The organism is Exiguobacterium sp. s40, assembly GCF_018617905.1.
GTDB classification, from domain to species: domain Bacteria; phylum Bacillota; class Bacilli; order Exiguobacteriales; family Exiguobacteriaceae; genus Exiguobacterium; species Exiguobacterium mexicanum_A.
Genome location: NZ_JACSLC010000006.1, coordinates 149,482 through 171,359, shown reverse-complemented (window position 1 = coordinate 171,359; position 21,878 = coordinate 149,482). Strand labels below are relative to the sequence as shown.

18 protein-coding genes and 1 other annotated feature are annotated in these 21,878 nt (G+C 53.1%); of the genes, 3 read left to right on the top strand and 15 right to left on the bottom strand.

Annotated features, from left to right (window positions below; genetic code table 11):
* Positions 1-6: 6 nt before the first annotated feature.
* Positions 7-1,590, bottom strand: coding sequence for a hypothetical protein (locus KNP02_RS07945; RefSeq protein WP_214708106.1), 1,584 nt, complete (start codon positions 1,588-1,590; stop codon positions 7-9).
* Between the two features lie 44 nt (positions 1,591-1,634).
* Complete coding sequence (locus KNP02_RS07940) at positions 1,635-2,879, bottom strand: bifunctional folylpolyglutamate synthase/dihydrofolate synthase (RefSeq protein WP_214708104.1); 1,245 nt, start codon at positions 2,877-2,879, stop codon at positions 1,635-1,637.
* A 108-nt stretch (positions 2,880-2,987) separates the two neighbouring features.
* Between KNP02_RS07940 and KNP02_RS07935 the strand changes: the two genes are divergently transcribed.
* The 3 genes from KNP02_RS07935 (at position 2,988) to KNP02_RS07925 (ending at position 4,885) form a co-directional block, all read left to right on the top strand.
* On the top strand, positions 2,988-4,424 hold the full coding sequence (locus KNP02_RS07935; protein WP_214708101.1) for a protein adenylyltransferase SelO: 1,437 nt from the start codon (positions 2,988-2,990) through the stop codon (positions 4,422-4,424).
* Positions 4,425-4,511: 87 nt separating this feature from the next.
* Positions 4,512-4,688 carry a hypothetical protein gene (locus tag KNP02_RS07930; protein ID WP_158001045.1) on the top strand — a complete coding sequence of 59 codons (177 nt, stop codon included), beginning with the start codon at positions 4,512-4,514 and terminating at the stop codon, positions 4,686-4,688.
* The gene (locus KNP02_RS07925; protein ID WP_214751490.1) at positions 4,685-4,885 is read left to right on the top strand and encodes a hypothetical protein; all 201 of its coding nucleotides are present in this window, start codon (positions 4,685-4,687) and stop codon (positions 4,883-4,885) included. Before KNP02_RS07930 ends, KNP02_RS07925 begins: the two co-directional genes overlap by 4 nt.
* Positions 4,886-5,085: 200 nt before the next feature.
* Here the strand turns inward: KNP02_RS07925 and KNP02_RS07920 are convergent, their stop codons facing one another.
* From KNP02_RS07920 to tig, 13 genes are all read right to left on the bottom strand, one after another.
* On the bottom strand, positions 5,086-5,433 hold the full coding sequence (locus KNP02_RS07920; protein WP_214708097.1) for a short-chain dehydrogenase: 348 nt from the start codon (positions 5,431-5,433) through the stop codon (positions 5,086-5,088).
* Between the two features lie 40 nt (positions 5,434-5,473).
* Positions 5,474-6,247 (bottom strand): hypothetical protein, encoded by a 774-nt coding sequence (locus KNP02_RS07915; RefSeq protein WP_214708095.1) that lies wholly within the window; start codon positions 6,245-6,247, stop codon positions 5,474-5,476.
* Between the two features lie 94 nt (positions 6,248-6,341).
* A complete protein-coding gene (locus KNP02_RS07910) occupies positions 6,342-8,993 on the bottom strand; it encodes a valine--tRNA ligase (protein WP_214708093.1) in 2,652 nt (883 codons plus the stop codon).
* A 55-nt stretch (positions 8,994-9,048) separates the two neighbouring features.
* Positions 9,049-9,269: a binding site (T-box leader), on the bottom strand.
* 47 nt (positions 9,270-9,316) lie between these two features.
* Entirely contained in the window at positions 9,317-10,621 is a 1,305-nt protein-coding gene (hemL, locus tag KNP02_RS07905) for a glutamate-1-semialdehyde 2,1-aminomutase (RefSeq protein WP_214708090.1), read from the bottom strand.
* A complete protein-coding gene (gene hemB, locus KNP02_RS07900; protein WP_214708088.1) occupies positions 10,618-11,598 on the bottom strand; it encodes a porphobilinogen synthase in 981 nt (326 codons plus the stop codon). The genes hemL and hemB overlap by 4 nt, the downstream gene beginning before the upstream one ends.
* Positions 11,595-12,296: a uroporphyrinogen-III synthase gene (locus KNP02_RS07895; RefSeq protein WP_251130735.1), complete on the bottom strand. Its 702-nt coding sequence runs from the start codon at positions 12,294-12,296 to the stop codon at positions 11,595-11,597. The genes hemB and KNP02_RS07895 overlap by 4 nt, the downstream gene beginning before the upstream one ends.
* Positions 12,253-13,170 (bottom strand): hydroxymethylbilane synthase, encoded by a 918-nt coding sequence (hemC, locus tag KNP02_RS07890; protein WP_214708084.1) that lies wholly within the window; start codon positions 13,168-13,170, stop codon positions 12,253-12,255. The genes KNP02_RS07895 and hemC overlap by 44 nt, the downstream gene beginning before the upstream one ends.
* Positions 13,171-13,229: 59 nt before the next feature.
* On the bottom strand, positions 13,230-14,573 hold the full coding sequence (gene hemA, locus KNP02_RS07885; protein ID WP_214708082.1) for a glutamyl-tRNA reductase: 1,344 nt from the start codon (positions 14,571-14,573) through the stop codon (positions 13,230-13,232).
* 185 nt (positions 14,574-14,758) lie between these two features.
* The gene (locus tag KNP02_RS07880) at positions 14,759-15,934 is read right to left on the bottom strand and encodes an AI-2E family transporter (RefSeq protein WP_214708080.1); all 1,176 of its coding nucleotides are present in this window, start codon (positions 15,932-15,934) and stop codon (positions 14,759-14,761) included.
* Between the two features lie 114 nt (positions 15,935-16,048).
* Entirely contained in the window at positions 16,049-16,645 is a 597-nt protein-coding gene (gene yihA / locus KNP02_RS07875; RefSeq protein WP_214708077.1) for a ribosome biogenesis GTP-binding protein YihA/YsxC, read from the bottom strand.
* Positions 16,646-16,648: 3 nt separating this feature from the next.
* Positions 16,649-18,949: an endopeptidase La gene (gene lon, locus KNP02_RS07870; RefSeq protein WP_214708075.1), complete on the bottom strand. Its 2,301-nt coding sequence runs from the start codon at positions 18,947-18,949 to the stop codon at positions 16,649-16,651.
* Between the two features lie 70 nt (positions 18,950-19,019).
* Positions 19,020-20,288: an ATP-dependent protease ATP-binding subunit ClpX gene (clpX, locus tag KNP02_RS07865; protein WP_034776808.1), complete on the bottom strand. Its 1,269-nt coding sequence runs from the start codon at positions 20,286-20,288 to the stop codon at positions 19,020-19,022.
* Between the two features lie 210 nt (positions 20,289-20,498).
* Positions 20,499-21,791: a trigger factor gene (gene tig / locus KNP02_RS07860; protein WP_034776805.1), complete on the bottom strand. Its 1,293-nt coding sequence runs from the start codon at positions 21,789-21,791 to the stop codon at positions 20,499-20,501.
* Between the last annotated feature and the right edge of the window lie 87 nt (positions 21,792-21,878).

Sequence of the window (21,878 nt, the reverse complement as noted above, 5' to 3'; positions counted from 1 at the left end):
TTGAGATTAATAGAAATCGCCAGACGGATCTTCGGTTCCTGGGTTCGGATCCGTACCTGCTTTGACGCGGACGTAGAACGTTTGGCTGATGATTTTCGGACCTTCTCCTGCTTTAAATGATGCACTGACGTCCTCTGTGACCAGACCGATTTTCGCGATACCCGGCTTCAAGAGTGTCAATACGCCATCTTTTGCGGTCATGACATCCGTTCCTTCGAGTACAGTCAAACCGTAACCCGTCACGTTTGCCGTCTCCGGCCAGAATTTGACCGGATAGCTATATGGGCTGTCTGTCATGTAGAGAATGACGTTCGGTGTCGAGACTTTTTGTGGATACTCTTTCACGTTAATCAAGACAGGCATCGTCTGTCCGATATAATCCTTTAATTTCGCAACGACCGAAACGTTGCTCGTACTCCCATGCTCGGCTTGTACGGTAGCAGACGTGTTTTGACTTGAGAGAATTTTCAAGGCGGACGAATCAGCGTTCCATTTTACAGCAAGCGGATTGGCAAGAGCTTGTTTATCTTCCACCAATTGTTCCAATGTCAATAAAGTCTGTTGCTTAACCAATGTTCCTGCTTCATTTTTGTACACCCAAAGTTCTTGATCATTTGTAGTTAATGATAAATCCGGTAGTTTTACGACAACCTTCATATCATTTGATTTAACTTTTTGACCGTTCGCGTATTCATAAACGGCTTTCACAGTCGCCTCACCGGCATCCAACGCTTTTAACGTAACGCTTTGATTCGTTGAATTCGTTTGATTTACGAAACTGGACTTATCAATTTCCCATGTGAGTTTCGCATTTGGTGGAATCGCCGCTTTCACAGTCGATAAGTTAGCTTCTACCGTTTTTGAATTCCCCAAATAAATCGTCGTTTCACTTGGAACGTTGATTTTCAGTTCTTCTACCGTCACCGTCGTTTTTGTGAAGCCACTCCCAGCATCAGTGAACGAACGATTATGTTTTTGCGCACCGCTCCCATTCCCAGAATGGTCAGCTTCCAACGAATAGGCATACCGTCCGTTTTCGAACGTATAACTACCCGGTTTTTCTGCAATCAATTTGACGGTGATGAGGTCAGAGAATGCTGCATTCTTATAATCATTACAAGATTCAAGTCCGGAGTTTTTCTTTCCACAGAGTACATTGATTGTTCCCGTTAAGAGACGTGTTTTAGGATCAAAATTTAAATTGTGAGCTGTTGAAGGAGTTACGACTGCAGATAATCCTTCTGGAATTGTCTCTTCAATTGTCACAGCCCATTCTACATACTTGTAAGAATTGATGTTCGGACCGTTTGTAAAATCAAGAATGTTATTCAATGACAAGTCATACGTCAAATCAAAACTGTCTCCTATGAGCACAGCTTCTGGTGTAACTGTTCGAATTGTCTCATCTTTAATATCCGCTTGAAAAACAATGCCCTGTTTGTTTCCATTACCGTTACCATTATTGCCGTTATTGTTCCCATTTCCTCTTCCGTTCCCGTTATTCGCAAACGTTGATGTATACGCGAACAACAATAAGACCATCCCTATTACTATGAGGAACCCGTACTTGGATCTTAGCTGCCTCTTCATCGTTGTGCCTCCAGTCGGTTTGTCATCACACTTCTTCAGTTAATTCATACCCCTTTTTCTTCCTGTTCACAAGCGGTTTTTTTCAAACTTTGGAAATAGGTTCTGACTTCACTGATAAAGTAGAGCGACCCGGTCACGACGAGCGTCTCGGATTTCGGTGCTTCGAACCACGCAGCCAACCAATCCTGCCAGTCCACGTAACGAGCACCGTCCGCAATCAGACTGTCTTTCGTCCGGGCACGCGGAAAATCGAACGTCGTCTCATAGACGCCCGCCACCATCTGGAGCGACGCGATCATCGCTTCTCGGTCCTTGTCGGCAAGAATGGCCGCGAGGACGGTCACGTCACGCTCGAGCTTCAACTGTTCAACGAGCGCGGCGACCCCTTCCGCATTATGTGCCCCATCGAGCACGATGCGGGGCTGTCTCGAGATGAGCTCATAGCGACCCGGGTGTTGTGCCGCCTCGAGCCCCGCTCGAATCGCTTCCGCCTTCCAGCCGAGGTGGCGCGCGACGGCGACGGCGCACGCCCCGTTATACGCTTGATGGTGTCCGGTCAATCCGAGCGTCACCGACTTCATCTCGTCATAAGTGACGACCGTGTCGGTCCCGTCCTCGATTGACGTGACGAGTGGTGTGACGTCGTGAATCGGCGCGTCCATCGCCTCTCCTTGTCGCTTGAGCAACGTGATCAGCCGTTCATCCGTCAAACTATGGAACATCGGCACGCCCAGCTTCATGATGCCAAACTTCTCAAGCGCGATCTCTTCGAGCGTGTCGCCGAGAATCCCTTGATGGTCGTGCCCGATCGACGTCACGACCGTCGCGAGCGGTCGCGTCAACACGTTCGTCGAATCAAGGCGACCGCCGAGACCGACTTCCCAAATGACGAGGTCAGGTTGTTGCTCGTGGAAATAGAGCCACGCCATGACGGTCAGCAGCTCGAACTCCGTCAACGTCTCCGGTGACGAGCTCGCACAGTCACGGACCCGGTTGGCGATTTGGACGAGGTCCTCTTCTCGAATCGGTTCCCCGTTCAACATGATTCGCTCCTCGAACTGGATGATGTATGGCGAGATGAACGTCCCGACGTTCAAGCCCTGTTTCATCGCCATGGCCCGCAAGAAGGCGACCGTCGACCCTTTCCCGTTCGTCCCCGCCACGTGAATCGACGGTAACTCCTTGATTTGTAGCGCGTTCAGCATCCACTTGATTCGTTTCAATCCCGGCTTAATCCCGAACCGCAGCTGCCCGTTCAGCCATTCCAATACGTCTAGTCTCGTCTCCATCTTCCATCACTCCTGTTTTCACACTTCCCCCTCATCTTACCAAAATTCGCGAAGCGCTACGCAAGGAATCGGCTGTGCTATACTCGAGGCGAAGAAGGGGGAATCACCATGACAACCAATTGGAACTTCGAGGCGACCTACCTCGATCTCCGTGATATTTTTTACGACCGAGGACCGGTCCATCCGGTCGACAAGCCCGAACTCGTCCTGTGGAACGAAGCACTCGCCAAGACGCTCGGACTCGACTCCGAAGCACGTCAAGACGTCGCACTCTTTGCCGGTAATCGCCAGACGGATACGTCGTTCTCGCAAGCGTATGCCGGCCACCAGTTCGGCCATTTCACGATGCTCGGTGACGGACGAGCACTCGTGCTCGGGGAACATGTCGCCCCGAACGGAAAGCGTTTCGATGTTCAATTGAAAGGATCAGGTCCGACCGAGTATTCGCGTGGCGGTGATGGACGGGCCGCCGTCGGTCCGATGGTGCGTGAATTCCTCATCAGTGAGGCGATGCACGCGCTCGGCATCCCGACGAACCGGGCGCTCGCCGTCGTCACGACCGGTGAGCCGATCATGCGTCAAGGCCCGAAGCATGGTGCCATCTTGACGCGCGTCGCGACGAGCCACTTACGCGTCGGTACGTTCCAATATGCCACTGCGGCCGGCTCGATTGATGACGTCATCGCTCTCGCCGACTATGCGATTCATCGTCACGACCCTGACCTTGAAGGACAGCCGAATCGCTATGAACAGTTCCTCGGCCGCGTCATCACCCGCCAAGCGAAGCTCATTGCGGATTGGCAACTCGTCGGATTCATCCACGGCGTCATGAACACGGACAACACGTTCATCAGCGGTGAAGGGATCGATTATGGCCCGTGTGCGTTCATGGATACGTATCACCCGAATACCGTCTTCAGCTCAATCGACCGCGAGGGACGCTACGCCTATGCGAATCAGCCGTATATCGGGTCATGGAACTTGGCCCGCCTCGCCGAGACGTTGCTCCCGCTCCTCGCTGACACACAAGAAAAGGCCGTCGATATCGCCAACAAGCTGTTGAACGACTATACGGAAACGTATAAAGACGCCTACTTCACAGGGCTCGCCCATAAAATCGGACTCTACGTGCGAAAAGACGGAGACGACGCATTAACGGACGAATTGCTCCGGCTCATGATGGAAACCGAGGCCGACTTCACGAACACGTTCCGCGCCCTCACGCTCGGCGACACCGAAGCACTCGCCTTCGCCAACCAGGACGACGGCAAGGCGTGGCTCGCAGCTTGGCGGAAACGACTCGGGGAACAAGGTCTCCCGGATGAGGACGTCATCCGCCTCATGCGTCAGCACAACCCGGCCGTCATCCCGCGCAACCATCACGTCGAGGCCGCCCTCATGGCAGCCGAACGCGGTGACTTCAAGCCGACCCACGCACTGCTCGACGTATTGCGGAAGCCGTACGATTACGAAGCCGACTATGGACGCTATGTCTCACCTGGACCGCCACGGACGTATCCATATCAGACGTTTTGTGGCACATGAACCGTCTCGCTTTCGCGGGATGGTTTTTTTGGAACCTTTTTCATTTTCGAGCGTAAAGTGGATAACATCACTTTTAGGAGGTTCAACATGCTTCTACTCACTTCACTCATTGCGTTAGGGTTTGCCTGCTTGATGTCAATCGAGCTATTGCAAGGCCCATTCATAGATGACTGGGCCTGGCTAATGCCTGCCTTTTTCTTTGCTGTTTCCTTTTCCACCTTGATGAGACATTTGAATAACCTTGAATGGAATGAATCGAAATGAAGATGACACTCTTGCTCATGGCAATCATCGTCTTATCCACGTCCTATCTCATCTACAGTTTTTATCTGTCATTTACGGGTCAGCCGATTCAGCCGCAAGTAACTGGACTCGCAATCGGCGTCCTGCTCACGTCCTCGTATTTCGTGACAACCGGTCGTCTTCCATTTTGGACAGAACCGGAGGAAGAAGACGTATGAAAGTTCTTTATTCCGTCTTGGTAGGATTCGGAAGCATCCTTTATGTCGTCTATGCCATGCACCTATTCCGCTTTGGTTATCCTCAACCGCTCCTCTTGCATGCTTTGTTTGCCGCCACTGTATTTGGCATAATCTACATCGAACGCAAACGAAACCCCGAACATCGATGACGATGCTCGGGGTTGTTCTTTTCTATAGACTTATAGTCCGAAATGAATCATGTCCTTCTTGTCTACTTGGGCTTGTGTGATTTTGGAAATAAGTCGATTCAGTTGTTCCGACTCATGCGTGTACATCATCGCTTTGACGACTTGATAGAACAGCGCCAGTGACTCATATGGAATGAGCGTAATCCCGCATTCGTCTAATCCGAATCCAGGACGGTCATAGGAGTGAAAATACGTGCGCATCTCGTTCAGCTCCTCGATAAACTCATCCACCCACTCCCCATCCACCGAGACACAATCGAAGTGTTCAGGTGTATACGTTTCATATGATGATTGACGATTTGTTGAATCCAATACACCGAATTCGTGTGTGTATGGCATGGCATTCCCTCCTCTTGAATAATTGATGTCACAAGTATGATCAGTTCATCGGAAAATTCACCGACCACGCCTCCGGTAGCGAGTCCGAGAGGTCGAGCAACACCTCTTCCGACACATTGCCCGTCACGACAATGAGCTTGCCTTGGTCTACATAAAACAAGCCGTTCCCTTCCGGTTGATTCAAGCGATACCGCTCATTCGAAACGTCACGCCGTTCAATCAATTCTCCGTCAGCCACACTGAAAGCATCGGTCACTAAAATCGTGATGCATTGCGTCTCATCATACAACGTCCACATCTCCACCGGCCGCTCGAGCTGACTCATCTCGAAGTTGTCGACAAACAGCTCTTCTTCAGGCAAGTCCAACCCGTGTCGGACTTTTTCGGCCGCCTCGGGAATCGTAAAGTTTTGAATCCCGTGCAACCTCCACTCCTCGCCCCGTGAATAGTTGAATACGCCGAACGAATCGTCGCGGTTTGGTAACTTAATGGCAATGAGCCCGAGATCATCGATGACGGTTTCATAAATCACACCGTCTTTCGATGGTCGCTCGGACGTGCCATCTGTATATTGAAGCGTGTATTGGGACGTGACCGCATCGACTAGTCGAACGGTCCCTTTCGGCACGTCTTCAATCATCGAGCCGAACACTTCTTTGTCCGTCGTTACGGGAATATCCTTGGAAGACGTCTCTTCTGCACTTTCATTAATTGTCACTCCTGATTCCATCGGTTCGATCGGTTCAGCTCGTTCCGCCACACACCCACTCAATCCCATCACAGCCAAACTTAACATCATTCCGATTCGTCTCATGTCACACCACCTTTATATCGTCTCCTCTCCTAAATTCCACCAAACGACAAAAAAACCTTCTTCGGAGAACAAGTCTCCAAAGAAGGTTGATTCATTATTTACGCAACTCTTCCAAACGGGCGCGGACTGCGTCACGTTTGTCGAGGTAGTCTTTCTCTTTCGCCTTCTCTTCGTCGATGACGTGAGCCGGTGCCTTGCCAGTGAAGCCTGGGTTGCCGAGTTTCTTCTGAACGCGCTCGACTTCCTTCTCGTACTTCGCCACTTCTTTCTCAAGACGGGCGATCTCTTCTTCGAAGTTGATGAGGTCGGCGAGCGGGATGAACAGTTCCGCACCCGTCATGATGGCCGACATCGACTTGTCTGGAGCCGCCAAGCCGCGTCCGATTTCGAGCTCGGTCGCGTTCGTGAACTTGCCGATTGTCGCTTCGTTTTCGCTCAAGTAACCTTGTGTCGTGTCGTCACTCGTCGCGATGAAGAGCTGAATCGGTTTCGACATCGGGGCGTTCACTTCCGAACGAATGTTACGGACCGAACGGATGACGTTCATGACCGCTTCGAACGCTGGTACCGAGTCCGCGAAGTGGAGCTCGTCGCGACGTGTCGGGTAGCTCGCACGGACGATCGAGTCGCCTTCGTGCGGCAAGTGCTGCCAGATTTCCTCTGTGAGGAACGGCATGAACGGATGCATGAGACGCATGATCGAGTCGAGCGTGTAGGCGAGCACTGAACGTGTCGTCGCTTTCGCCGCCTCGTCCTCACCGTAGAGCGTGAGTTTCGCCATCTCGATGTACCAGTTACAGAACTCTTCCCAGATGAAGTTGTACAAGTAACGGCCGGCTTCGCCGAACTCATACTTGTCGACGAGACGCGTCACTTGGTCGATCGTGTCGTTCAAGCGTGTGAGAATCCACTTGTCGGCGAGCGTCTTCTCACCTGACAAATCGATATCCTCATACTTCATGCCGTCCATGTTCATAAGGGCGAAACGGCTCGCGTTCCAAATCTTGTTCGCGAAGTTCCATGTCGATTCGATTTTCTCCCAATAGAAACGAAGGTCGTTCCCTGGTGTCGATCCCGTAAGGAGGAACCAGCGGAGCGAGTCCGCGCCGTATTGGTCGATGACTTCCATTGGGTCGACGCCGTTACCGAGCGACTTCGACATTTTGCGGCCTTCCGAGTCGCGGATGAGACCGTGGATGAGCACGTCGTTGAACGGCTGCTTCCCAGTGAACTCGAGCGATTGGAAAATCATGCGAGATACCCAGAAGAAGATGATGTCGTAACCCGTGACGAGCGCGCTCGTCGGGAAGTAACGTTTGAAGTCTGCCGAGTCCGTATCCGGCCAGCCCATCGTCGAGAACGGCCAAAGCGCTGACGAGAACCATGTGTCGAGCACGTCTTCATCTTGATGCCAGTTCTCACTGTCCGCCGGTGCTTCTTTACCTACATAAATCTCACCTGTCTCATTGTGGTACCAAGCCGGGATGCGGTGACCCCACCAGAGTTGGCGGCTGATACACCAATCACGGATGTTCTCCATCCAACGGAGGTATGTGCCTTCGAACCGCTCTGGGACGAAGTTGACTTTCGTATCGTCATGTCCTTGCGCTTCGAGCGCTGCTTTCGCGAGCGGCTCCATGTCGACGAACCACTGTTTCGAAAGATACGGCTCGATGACTGCGCCTGAACGTTCCGAGTGACCGACCGAGTGCGTGTGTGGCTCAATCTTGACGAGCGTGCCGTCTGCTTCCAAATCTTTCACGAGTTGCTTGCGGCATTCGAAGCGGTCGAGCCCTTCGTACTTGCCGGCGTTCTCGTTCATCTTGCCGCCTTCGTCCATGACGAGGATGCGTGGGAGCTCGTGGCGGTTCCCGATCTCGAAGTCGTTCGGGTCGTGCGCCGGTGTGATCTTGACGCAACCTGTACCGAACTCCATGTCGACGTAGTCGTCAGCGACGATCGGGATCTCACGGTTCATGACCGGAAGCATGATCGTCTTGCCGATGAGGTGCGCGTAGCGCTCGTCTTTCGGGTTGACGGCAACGGCTGTATCGCCGAGCATCGTCTCCGGACGCGTCGTCGCGATCTCGATGTGGCCTGAGCCATCAGCGAGCGGATACTTCATGTGGTAGAATGCGCCTTCGACTTCTTGATAGATGACTTCGATATCCGAGACGGCCGTCTTTTGCGCCGGGTCCCAGTTGACGATATACTCGCCGCGGTAAATCAAGCCCTTCTCATAGAGACGGACGAACACTTCCTGGACCGCTTTCGAAAGTCCTTCGTCGAGCGTGAAACGCTCACGTGAGTAGTCGAGACCGAGACCAAGTTTTGACCACTGGGCACGGATTGTGTCCGCGTACTCGTCTTTCCATTCCCACGTCTTCTCGAGGAACTTCTCGCGTCCGAGGTCGTAACGCATGATGCCGTCCTCACGGAGTTTCTGTTCGACTTTCGCTTGTGTCGCGATACCGGCGTGGTCCATCCCTGGGAGCCAGAGGACGTCATAGCCTTGCATGCGCTTGAGGCGCGTCAATAAATCTTGGAGCGTCGTGTCCCACGCGTGTCCGAGGTGAAGTTTCCCCGTGACGTTCGGTGGCGGGATGACGATCGTGTACGGCTGTTTTGAATCATCCTCGTCTGCTTTAAATACGTCGTTCTCTAACCAGTAGTCATACCATTTCGCTTCCGTCGCACTTGGATCGTACTTCGTCGGCATGGTGATTTCGTTTGTCTCGTTGGCCATATGCCCAACCTCCTCTAATAATGTGGACAAAAAAACGGCTACTCTCGTCCTTAACGCTAAGGACGAAAGAAGCCGTATCTTCCGCGGTACCACCTTAGTTCGCCAACAGGTGGCGCCCTCAAAATCGAATAACGGTCGATGGACCGGACCTTCCTACTTCGTTCAAAAGGTCAGCTCCGAGGCGACTTCCGCACCATCCTTCGCGGCCTCGCACCAAGCGGCCGCGTCTCTGAAAAAGGATGTTGTTGGCGTACTATTCCTCATCGTAGCTTTTGTTCGTATCTGTTAAACAATTGTAGCGACAGAAGCTGTTTCCGTCAAGATTACAGTGAAAACTCTTGTTGCAGCTCTTTGAACGTCGCCTCGACCGCTGCGAGCGTCAAGTCGATATCTTCGTCTGTGTGCACGGTCGAGAGGAACAATCCTTCGAACTGTGACGGTGGCAAGAACACGCCGCGCCCCGCCATCTTCTGATAGTAGGCGCGGAACAGGTCGAGGTTCGCCGTCTTCGCCTTCTCGAAGTTCGTCACTTTCTCGTTCGTGAAGAAGAATCCGAACATCGATCCGGCCCGGTTTGTGTCGTGCGGGATGTTATACTTTTCGGCCGCTTTCGTGTAGCCTTCGGCGAGACGATCCGCTTTGCGTTCGAACTCGGCGTAGTGCTCAGGCTTAAGTTGCGACAGCGTCGTGTAGCCGGCGATCATCGCGAGCGGGTTCCCTGAGAGCGTCCCCGCCTGGTAAATCGGTCCTTGGGGCGCGATTTGTTCCATGATCTCGCGTTTCCCGCCATAGGCACCGACCGGAAGGCCGCCGCCGATGACTTTTCCGAGGCACGTCAAATCCGGCGTCACGCCGAAGTAACCTTGGGCACAGTTGTAGCCGACCCGGAACCCGGTCATGACCTCGTCAAAGATGAGGAGCGCGCCGTATTGTTCAGTGATTTCGCGGAGTCCTTCAAGGAATCCAGGTTGCGGTGGCACGAAGCCCATGTTGCCGGCCGCCGGTTCGACGATGACCCCAGCGATGTCGTCACCGAACTTCTCGAACGCGACGCGAAGGGCATCCAAGTCGTTGTACGGCACCGTGAGCGTCTGGCTCGCCAAGTCTTTCGGCACGCCCGGTGAGTCCGGGAGACCGAGCGTCGCGACGCCCGAACCGGCCTTGATGAGGAGCGAGTCGCCGTGACCGTGGTAGCAGCCTTCGAACTTCAAGATTTTCGTCTTGCCCGTGTACCCGCGTGCGAGGCGGAGTGCCGCCATCGTCGCTTCCGTACCCGAGTTGACCATGCGCACCATCTCGATCGATGGGACGCGCTCGATGACGAGCTCGGCCATTTTCGTCTCCAGCTCAGTCGGTGTCCCGAACGTCCAGCCTTTCTCGGCTTGCTCTTGAATCGCCTTCGTGACGACCGGGTCACGGTGGCCGAGGATGAGTGGTCCCCATGAGAGGACGTAGTCGATATATTCGTTGCCATCGATATCGTAGACGCGTGAGCCTTCACCGCGTTCAGCGAAGATTGGCGTCATGCCGACTGATTTATAGGCACGGACCGGGCTGTTCACCCCGCCCGGCATGAGCGGACGTGCTTGTTCGAACGCCGCTTCTGAGCGTGTTTGTTTGTAGGTCATGCGTAGTCTCCTTCCAAATAGCGACAGACATCTTTTGCGAAATACGTGACGATGAGGTCCGCACCGGCCCGTTTGAAGCCGACCATCGTCTCCATGACGATGCGTTGCTCATCGACCCAGTCGTTTAAAGCAGCCGCTTTGACCATGGCGTACTCTCCGCTCACGTTATACGCCACGATCGGCATATCGAGCGAATCGCGCATGTCACGGATGATGTCCATGAACGCGAGCGCTGGTTTGACGATCATGAAGTCGGCGCCTTGCTCGACGTCCGATTGTGATTCACGGAACGCTTCACGGCGGTTGGCCGGGTCCATCTGATAGCCTTTGCGGTCGCCTTCACCAGGTGCCGATTGCGCTGCGTCACGGAACGGTCCGTAGTACGCCGATGCGTACTTGACGCCGTAACTCATGATTGGGATATGGTTGAACCCGTTTTGGTCGAGCCCTTCACGGATGGCGGCGACGAAGCCGTCCATCATCGAACTCGGTGCGATGATGTCAGCACCTGCTTGCGCTTGCGTGATGGCCGTCTGGACGTGAAGTGGTAGTGACGCGTCGTTATCGACGTCACCATTCTTCACGATACCGCAGTGGCCCGTCGACGTGTATTCACATAAGCACGTGTCGGCGATGACCGTGAGCTGTGGCGCCCACTCTTTCACTTTACGGATCGCTTCTTGGACGATGCCGTGGTCATGATACGCTTCCGTACCTTCCGGGTCTTTATGTTCCGGCACGCCGAACAAGAGCACCGATTGAATGCCGAGGTCGACGATTTCCTTAATCTCGTCCTCGAGACGGTCGAGCGAGAAGTTGAAGACGCCAGGCATCGAGCTGACTTCACGTTTAATGTCTGTCCCTTCGATGACGAAGAGCGGGTAAATCAAATCTTCTTTCCGAACATGGTTTTCACGTACGAGTGCACGCATTGACTTCGATGAACGAAGGCGACGGTGACGGTCGAACTGGTTCATGAAAAATCCTCCCCTATACACTGTATTAATGCATCCATAGTATAACACTCAGGCACTCGGACCGGTAACGTCGACACTTCCCGGACGGCGCGCTCGGTCACTTCACCGATGGCGTACCACGTCCCATGGAAATGCTCGAGGTACGGCGTGAGCGCTCGAACGGCGGATGGGCTGAGGACGAGGAGCGCCTCGATTCCTTCGAGCTCCTCGACTTCCGTCTCTGTCAGTTCACGGCCGATCGTCTCATAGACGACCCAGTCGTGGACGTTTGCGAGTTGCGTCATATGCGCCGTGTTCGCCAAGTCGCCCCGGGCGAACAAGACGACCTCGTCTGCTGTTACGACGTCCGCGAGGTCGCGGAACAGCGCCTCGCCCGTATACGTCTTCGGCATGAGTGCGACGGTGAATCCCTCGGCCTCGAGTGCTTGTTTCGTCTTTTCCCCGACGGCCGCGACCTGGACGTCGCGCGGGACGTCACGGAGCGCCGGCACCGCCGTCTGGCTCGTCACGACAAGCCAATCGAATGTGTGAATCGGTATCTCGCGATGTGTCAATCTCGTCTCGATGAGCGGGACGTGATGCACGGAAAGACCGCTCGCGGCGAGCCGGGCTCGTTGCGTAGCGGTCAGTCGTTTTGTCCCTGTGTACCAGACGTCACGCATTGACCGAGGCGAGAATTTCGCGCCCGCCGCGTCCAAGAAGATCGTCTGCTACCTCGTTCCCGAGTGCGACCGCGTCAGTCGACGTCTTCGTCACACGGAGCACTTCTTTCCCGTCGACCGAGGCGATGAGGCCCGTCAGTGTCACGTCGTCCCCGTCGACCGTCGCATAACCGCCGACCGGAACGTGGCAGCTGCCTTCGATCGCCTTGAGGAACGTCCGCTCCGCCGTCGCCGCTTTCGCCGTCACGTCGTCATGCAGGAGTTGCAAGACGTTCGTCACTTCAGCGTCGTCTTTCCGGCTTTCGATGGCGAGAACGCCTTGACCGACGGCCGGGACCATCATATCGGCGTCAAGCGCTTCGAAGTCGACGCGGTCCGTCCAACCCATGCGCTCGAGCCCGGCTTTGGCGAGCAAGATGGCGTTGAAGTTTTCTGTCTCGAGTTTTTTGAGGCGCGTGTCGATGTTGCCCCGAATCCATTGAATCTCGAAGTCCGGGCGAGCGGCGAGCATTTGGGCACCACGGCGCAGTGAGCTCGTCCCGATGACGGCACCTTCCGGGAGCGTTTCGAGCGTGTAGCCGTTCTCGCAAATGAGCACATCACGGGCGTCGACGCGTTTCGGCATGCAGCTGATATAGAGCTCTTCCGGCAACTCGGCCGGGACGTCTTTCATGCTGTGGACCGCGAAATCGATGTCCCCGGCAATCATTTGTTGCTGAATCTCTTTGACGAACAACCCTTTGCCGCCGACTTTCGATAACTGGACATCGACGATTTGGTCGCCTTTCGTCACGATTTCCTTGATCTCGAACTCGTTTTGAGCCCCGGCTTTCTTCAATTGCTCGATGACCCATTTCGTCTGTGTCATCGCAAGTTGTGAGCGGCGTGAGCCGACGATAATTTTACGCATAGTCCATATCCCCTTCATCAAAAAAGGCGACGAGATCCGCCGCCTTTTTTTGTTTTGTATTAGCGCATCAAAGCGCGGAGTGGTGCTTTCGCTGACATCGCTTCTGTCTCTTCCATTTCCGGCTCGACGTCAGGGACGTCGACATCAAGGCCGAACGTCTCGACGAACTGGTTGATACGTGTGTTCGCATCCGGTTGCGCCGCGGCGTCTTTGATGTAGTCGATCGGTTCACGAAGCATCTGGTTGATGATCGACTTCATATGTTTGCCGATGACTTTTTTATCCCGGTCCGATAGATGGTCAAGCTTACGCTCGAGGCTTTCCATCGTCTCTTCTTGAACAGTGAGGGCGCGGGCGCGCAACTCGTTCATGATCGGGACGACACCGAGTGTGACGAGCCACGTTTGGAACTCTTGAATCGCTTCGTCGATTTTGATTTCAATCTTCTCCGCTTCGACGAGACGGGCCGCCAAGTTTTTGTTGACGATCCCGTTCAAGTCATCCACATCGAACAAATGGACGCCCGGAAGCGCCCGGACCGCTGGATCGATATCTCGCGGCACGGCAATGTCGATTAACAAAAGTGGACGTTCGCGGCGAAGCAGTTGTGCGGCGGCGACATCGTCATAGCCGATGACCGCTTCTTTCGCACCGGTCGAGCTGATTAAAATATCGGCGTCGAGCAAGCCACAAGCAATCTCACGAATCGAGTGGGCCCTACCTTTGAACTTGTCGGCGACCGCTTTCGCTTTGCTCTCGGTCCGGTTAAAGACGGCAATCTGTTTTGCACCGGCCTCGAACAAGTTGAGCGTCGTCAACTCGCCTGTCTCCCCCGCCCCGACGACGACGACTTGTTTGTCATCGAGCGACGTATACATCTCTTGAGCGAGCGTGACCGCTGCCGCGCTGACCGATACCGACATTTCCCCAATTTGCGTGTCAGTATGGGCACGTTTGGCGAGCGTCACGGCTTCTTTGAACAGCTTGTTGAACACCGTTCCCGTCGTCCCGTTCTCTTGGGCACGGAAGAAGCTCGATTTCACTTGTCCTAAAATCTGTGTTTCCCCGATGATCATCGAATCGAGTCCAGACGTGACACGGAACAAGTGGCGAATCGCCTCTTCTCCTTCACGAATCGACAAATAAGGGGTGAATTGGTCCATCTCTAAATCAAACCAATTCGCTAAAAAACGTTTTGTATAATAACGACCCGTATGGAGCTGGTCTGTAACGACGTATAGCTCCGTACGGTTACAAGTCGACAAAATAACCGATTCAAATATGCTCTTCTCTTCGCGAAGTGCAATCATCGCATCCACGATTTCTTGCTCCCCAAACGAGAACTGCTCCCGAATCGCGACAGGGGCTGTCTTGTTATTTAGTCCAACGACGACAATATGCATGTACCTCTTCCCCTCATCCAAAATCCACCGACGGTTGTCTCTTCTTTTTCACATCTCTACCGTACATTATAACAATTTTTATTTAGGAACTATAATCTTCTGTTCGATTTTTGTGAAATAATTTAAGAACTTTTTGTGACAGAAAAAAGTAGAAACGGACATGGAGACCATTTCTACTTGTTTAATCATTTCAGAGACGACGGATCGGTGATGATTGGACTCTCATGTTTCTCTTCTTCTTCCGCTTCGAGGTAATGTTTTCGCTCCCTCAGCTTGTAAATGCGGACGATGTTTTGAATGACGACTTTAGCCACCGCATAGAACGGAACCGCAATGAGCATCCCGATAATCCCGGCCAAGTTCCCGGCGACGAGCAAGACGATGATGATCGTCAGCGGGTGTACCTTGAGCGACTTGCCTTGGATGAGCGGTGAAATCACGTTCGATTCGATCTGTTGGACGATAATGATGACAACGATGACCCAGAGTACTTTAATCGGATCTTGGATGAAGGCGACGACGACGGCCGGTGCCGCACCGAGGAACGGTCCGACGTACGGGATGATGTTCGTCACCATCATGAACAGCGCGAGCAAAATCGCGTAGTCCAGCCCGATAATCCATAACCCGATGAGCGATGTGATTCCGATGAAGAACGCCACAATCAACTGCGCGTGCACATAGTTTTGAACCGTCATGTGCATATCATGCAAGATTTTACGTGTTTCCGTCTCATAGCTTGACGGCAACAGCTTCACAATTGAGTCTGGAAGTCGTTTTCCGTCCAAGAGCATATACAAAAGCATGAACGGGATGACGACGATGGTGATGACGGCCGAGGTGATAAAGCCGACGAATTGGCCGAGCGATGAGGCGATATTCCCAAAGATATCTCCGAGGTACGTCGTGACATTGTTCGTGAATTCGGTGAACATGTCGTCGTTCTCGGCGACGAAGCGTGACAAGAACTCGTTTTGCATGAGCGAGTCCCGGACCGCGAACGCCTGCACCTGAAACTCTTTAGCGATGCTCGGCAACGCATTGACGAGTGATGAGATTTGTTCGCCTAATACAGGTCCGAGAACGCTGAAGACGAGCGTAAAAATCAGCACGAGTCCTCCAAGTGTGATGCCGACGGCAAGCGGACGTTTGCCTTCCATCCGCTTCTCTAAAAAGTCGACGATTCCGACCAAAAAATAATAAAAAAGTCCGGCAATGATGAGCGGTACCGTGACGAGCGCCAAAATGACTTGGACTGGTTGGAACACGAATGAAATTTCCGTCCCGACCCAGATGACCAAGAAAATCGTCAGCGTCCAAAATAAAAAGCGGTACCATTTGTTCTGAAACATGATTTGCATCTTTCCACCTCGTTCTCTATTCTCTTGTCTTATGTAATTAGGACAATTATACGATAATTACCCGCTCGCGTAACCCTGAAAACAAAAAAGACGAGGGGGTTCCCTCGTCTTCGCTCAATCTTCGTCTTGCGTCAACAAATCGTAAATCGCTTTCCACGCCTCGTCTTTCCCTTCGGCTGTCTCAGCCGAGAAGGCGACGAACCGGTCCGTCGATTCGAACTGCAGCTTCCGTTTGACGGCCGCCTCATGTTTTTGACGTTGCGCTTTCTTGATTTTATCGAGCTTCGTCGCCACGACGATGACCGGAATCTCGTAATGCTTCAAGAAGTTGTACATCGTCACGTCGTCACTTGACGGTTCATGACGGATGTCGACCAAGAGGACGACGCCACGGAGGGCGCTTTGCGACGTCAAGTACTGCTCCATCATGACGCCCCACTTCTCACGCTCCGTCTTCGAAACTTTCGCGTAGCCGTAGCCTGGAACGTCGACGAACATGATCTCATCGTTGATGTTGAAGAAGTTCAGCGTCTGCGTCTTCCCTGGCTTCGAAGACGTCCGTGCGAGTGCTTTGCGCTGACAAATCTTGTTGATGAACGACGATTTCCCGACGTTCGAACGTCCGGCGAGTGCGACTTCCGGCAACTCGTGAATCGGATAATGGTCCGGTGCGACGGCACTCGTGACAAATTCTGCTTTAGTGATTTTCATTATTTAATTTCCTCCAAATGCTACTTCTAATACTTGATCGAGCGTCGTGACCGGGACGAACGTCAATTTCTCACGGACGGTGTCTTGAATGTCATCGATGTCCCGCTCATTGTCTTTCGGGATGACGATGGTCGTCAAACCGGCGCGGTGTGCGGCGAGCGCTTTCTCTTTCAATCCGCCGATTGGCAGGACGCGGCCTCGGAGCGTGATCTCTCCGGTCATGCCGATATCACGACGGACTTTCTTACCGGTCAATGCCGAGATGAGCGCCGTCGCGATGGTGATGCCGGCCGATGGACCGTCTTTCGGAACGGCACCTTCCGGGACGTGGATATGCACGTCTTGGCGCTCGTAGAACGTCGGGTCAATCCCGAACCGTTCCGCGTTCGAGCGGACGTAGCTATACGCCGTCTGCGCCGACTCTTGCATGACGTCACCAAGTTTCCCCGTCAACTGGAGCTTGCCCTTGCCAGGCGCGAGCGCCACTTCGATCGTGAGCGTGTCGCCTCCGAACGCTGTGTAGGCGAGTCCAGTGACGGCTCCGATCGAGTCTTCCGTCTCGCCTTTGCCGTAGCGGTACTTCGGTTTCCCGAGGTAGTCGCCGAGGCTCTTCAACGAGACGGTGACGCGTTTCTTCTCGCCGATCGCGATTTGCTTCGCCGCTTTCCGGCAAAGCGAGCCGATGACGCGTTCCAAGTTACGGACACCGGCCTCACGCGTGTAACGGCGGACGACCTCGTAAAGCGCGTCATCTTTGATTGTGAGCTGGCTCTTTTTCAAGCCGTGCTCTTTATACTGTTTCGGCACCAAGTGACGTTTGGCGATCTCGACTTTCTCGAGTTCCGTGTAACCGCCGATTTGGATGAGTTCCATCCGGTCGAGCAGCGGAGCCGGGATTTGCGAGACGTCGTTCGCCGTCGCGATGAAGAGCACGTTCGATAAGTCGAACGGTTCTTCAATATAGTGGTCCGAGAACGAGACGTTTTGTTCCGGGTCGAGTACTTCGAGCATGGCCGACGCCGGGTCGCCCCGGAAGTCTGACGCCATCTTGTCGATCTCGTCGAGCAAGAAGACCGGGTTTTTGCTTTCGGCCTGCTTCAAGCCGCGGATGATACGCCCTGGCATCGCCCCGATGTACGTGCGACGGTGTCCTCGAATCTCAGCTTCATCGCGCACCCCGCCGAGCGAGACGCGGACAAAGTGACGTTCAAGTGCCGACGCGATCGACCGGGCAAGCGACGTCTTCCCGACCCCTGGAGGTCCGGCGAGACAAAGGATCGGTCCACGGAGCGAGTTCGTCAATTGGCGGACAGCCAAGTACTCAAGGATTCGATCTTTCACCGACTCGAGGCCGTAGTGGTCGTCGTCTAGGACGTCGGCCGCATGCTTGACGTCGAGTTTATCTTCCGTCTCGATGCCCCATGGGAGCGAAGCGATCCAGTCGAGATAGTTGCGGATGACTGCGTACTCCGGTGACGTCGCCGGGACGACGTTCAACCGTTCGGCTTCGCGCATGACGTTCTTCCGTGTCGTCTCAGGCAAATCGAGCGCCTCGAGCTTCTCACGGAGACGGTTCGGTTCAGACTCTTGCGACTGGTCGCCGAGCTCTTGCTGAATCGTTTTCATCTGTTCGCGCAAATAATACTCTTTCTGCGCCTGCTCAATCGTCTTTTTCGTCCGTTCGCGCAACTCTTGCTCCAGCTCGATGATTTCGACTTCATGCGTCATGATCTCGAGCAGTTCGAGCCCGCGTTTGACCGCATCGGCTTCTTCGAGCATCGCTTGGCGAATGTCGACGTCGACATCAAGTTTCGAAGAGATATAATCGGTCAACGACTCGAGTCGCTCATACATCTCAAAGCGGCGCCGTTCGTCCGGAGACAACCCTTTGATCGTCCCGACGAGTTTGCCAAACTGTTCTTTCAATAGGCGCACGAGTGCCGTCCGTTCGACTTCTTCCCCTTCGACGAGGTCAAGCGTCTCGACGTCGGCGAACCAGCCTTCTTTCGTCTCTTCAATCGAGTTGATCTTGACGCGCTCTTTCCCGACAAGACGAACACGGACCGTCTCGTTCGACAGCTCGCTCATCTTGGCGATATGGACGCGTGTCCCAATCGCATATAAGTCTTCCGGTTCAGGTGATTCTTTGCCTGTCTCTTTTTGTGTCACGACAATCAAATCTGTCTCGTGTTCCTTTGCGGCAAGGAGTGCCCGCAGAGAGAGCGGACGCCCTACGTCGATCGTCACGCCGATGAGCGGATACACGACGACTCCACGCAAAGGAAGGATAGGTAACTGTTCCATTACAACGCCTCCTGTGCAAAAAGGCCCAAAACTCGGATGTGCCGAGTGTTTGAGCCTTTTTCGTTAAAAATTATGCTGTCTCTTTATTGTCGCCTGTCTGTTCGACAGTACCATCGCGAAGCACGTATTTCGGACCGGCAAGACCCGTAATCGTTTCATCCGTGATGATGACTTTCTCGATATCGTCGCGCGATGGGACAGTGAACATCACATCGAGCATCATTTCTTCGATAATCGAGCGGAGACCGCGTGCGCCTGTCTTACGTTTGATCGCAAGCTTGGCGATTTCAACCAACGCCTCGTCTGTGAACGTGAGTTCGACATCGTCTAGTTCGAGCATTTTCTCGTACTGACGAACGAGGGCGTTCTTCGGCTTCGTCAAGATCTCGACGAGTGCTTCCTCGTCAAGCGTCGTGAGCGTCGCCATGACCGGTAGACGACCAATGAACTCCGGAATCAATCCGAATTTCTGAAGGTCTTCCGGAAGTGCGCGGGCGAGCAAGTCTTCTTGCGTCATCTCGCGGTTTTCTTGGTCGTTCCCAAATCCGATAACTTTTTTCCCGATACGGCGTTTGACGACCGCTTCGATGCCAGCGAACGCGCCGCCGACGATGAACAAGATGTTCGTCGTATCGATTTGGATGAACTCTTGATGCGGATGCTTCCGTCCACCTTGCGGCGGTACGCTTGCGACCGTACCTTCCAAGATTTTGAGAAGTGCTTGTTGGACACCTTCACCAGATACGTCACGCGTGATCGATGGGTTTTCCGACTTACGGGCAATCTTATCGATCTCATCGATATAGATGATCCCTTTTTCAGCCTTCTCGACATCGTAGTCCGCCGATTGGATCAGCTTGAGCAAGATGTTCTCAACGTCTTCCCCGACGTAACCGGCTTCCGTCAAGCTCGTCGCATCCGCGATTGCGAATGGGACGTTCAAGACGCGGGCCATCGTTTGAGCGAGAAGCGTCTTACCGCTACCAGTTGGTCCAATCATGACGATGTTCGATTTCGAAAGTTCGACATCATCAGAACGGCCACCGGCGTTGATGCGTTTATAGTGGTTGTAGACGGCTACCGAAAGCGCACGTTTCGCCCGGTCTTGACCGATAACATACTCGTCTAAGATGTTACGGATCTCTTGTGGTTTTGGAATGTCTTTGAATTCTACTTCTTCTTCGACACCGAGCTCTTCCTCAACGATTTCATTGCAAAGCTCGATACATTCGTCACAAATGTATACGCCAGGACCGGCGACTAGTTTACGGACTTGTTCTTGCGATTTCCCGCAAAACGAGCATTTAAGTTGTCCCTTTTCCTCGTTAAATTTGAACATTCGGTACACCCCTTCTGAATGAAAATGGATGTAAGTGCGATAAATCGCCTATTTGTATTTTCAGGTGCTAAGCACTCTCGAAAAAACATTTACATCTCTGCGTTGCAATAATTGTAGCATGAACAAATCACTTCATCAAAGATAAACACATGCAAAGTGTCGTGACGAAAAAAAGGACGACTGCTGAGCAGCCGTCCTTCTGTCATCCGATTACTTTGCTTTCCCGTTTTCAACGAGAACGTCGATCGCTTTACGGAATTTGAGGTCACCTTTAAGTGTCTCGATTCCGCCTTGTGGCGCGAGCATTGTACGGAGTTGATCCGGTGCAATGTTGTAAAGTTTAGACATTTCTTCGAGTTCTTTCTCAGCATCTTCGTCAGACACTTCGATCGCTTCTTTCTCAGCGATTGCTTTCAAGACGAGACGAGCTTTAACGCGCTCTTCAGCTTGCTCTTTCATCTCTTCGCGCATCGCTTCTTCAGAAGTACCAGTGAGTTCGAAGTACATGTTGAGGTCGATTCCTTGTGAAGAAACACGTGTGCCGAACTCTTGAACCATGCGGTCTACTTCTTGGTCAACGAGTACTGCAGGTACGTCGATTGTTGCGTTAGCTGTTGCTTGCTCGACGAGTTGGTCGCGCATTGTGCCTTCCGCTTCTTGTTTCTTCGCAGTTTCTAAGCGCTCACGGATTTTCGCTTTCAACTCGTCGAGTGATGAAACTGACTCGTCGATGTCTTTTGCGAACTCGTCGTCGAGCTCAGGAACTTGCTTCGCTTTGACTTCGTGAAGTTTGACTTTGAATGTCGCTGGTTTACCCGCCAAGTTGTCAGCGTGGTACTCTTCAGGGAATGTTACTTCAACGTCTTTTTCTTCGCCAGCCGTCATGCCGACCATTTGCTCTTCGAATCCAGGGATGAATTGGCCTGAACCGATTTCGAGTGTGTAGTTTTCAGCCGTGCCGCCTTCGAATTGCTCTCCGTCAGCGAAACCTGCGAAATCAAAGACAGCTGTATCGCCGTTTTCGATTGCGCCTTCTTTGACAGCAAGCTCTGCGCCTTGCTGTTGAAGCGCGTCAAGTTCAGCTGTAACTTCTTCGTCAGTGACTGTTGTTTCAACAGCTTCGTACTCGAGACCTTTGTATTCGCCAAGCTCAGCTTCTGGCTCAACAACGAACGTTACTTTGAACGTTACAGGTTGGCCTTTTTCGAGCGTGCCGTCTACATCGATGTTTTCGAGAGCGATTGGTTCGAAACCAGCTTCTTCGACCGCACCTTGAACTGTGTCACGGTAGAGGATATCGAGCGCATCTTGATAGAGTGCTTCTTCTCCGTACATTTTGTTGAACATTGGGCGTGGCAATTTCCCTTTACGGAAGCCAGGCACGTTCAAAGTTTTGACGACATCTTTGAATGCGGCGTCGACTGCTTTATCAAAAGCTTCTGCAGGTGCTTCGTACGTGAGTACGCCTTGGCTACCTGATGTTTTTTCCCATTTTGCTGTCATGCTAAGTCCCTCCAACAATTCGTTTATACGTACAAAAATGTACAACAATCCGTATTATAGCATAAATCCGACGACTGCACACAAGGA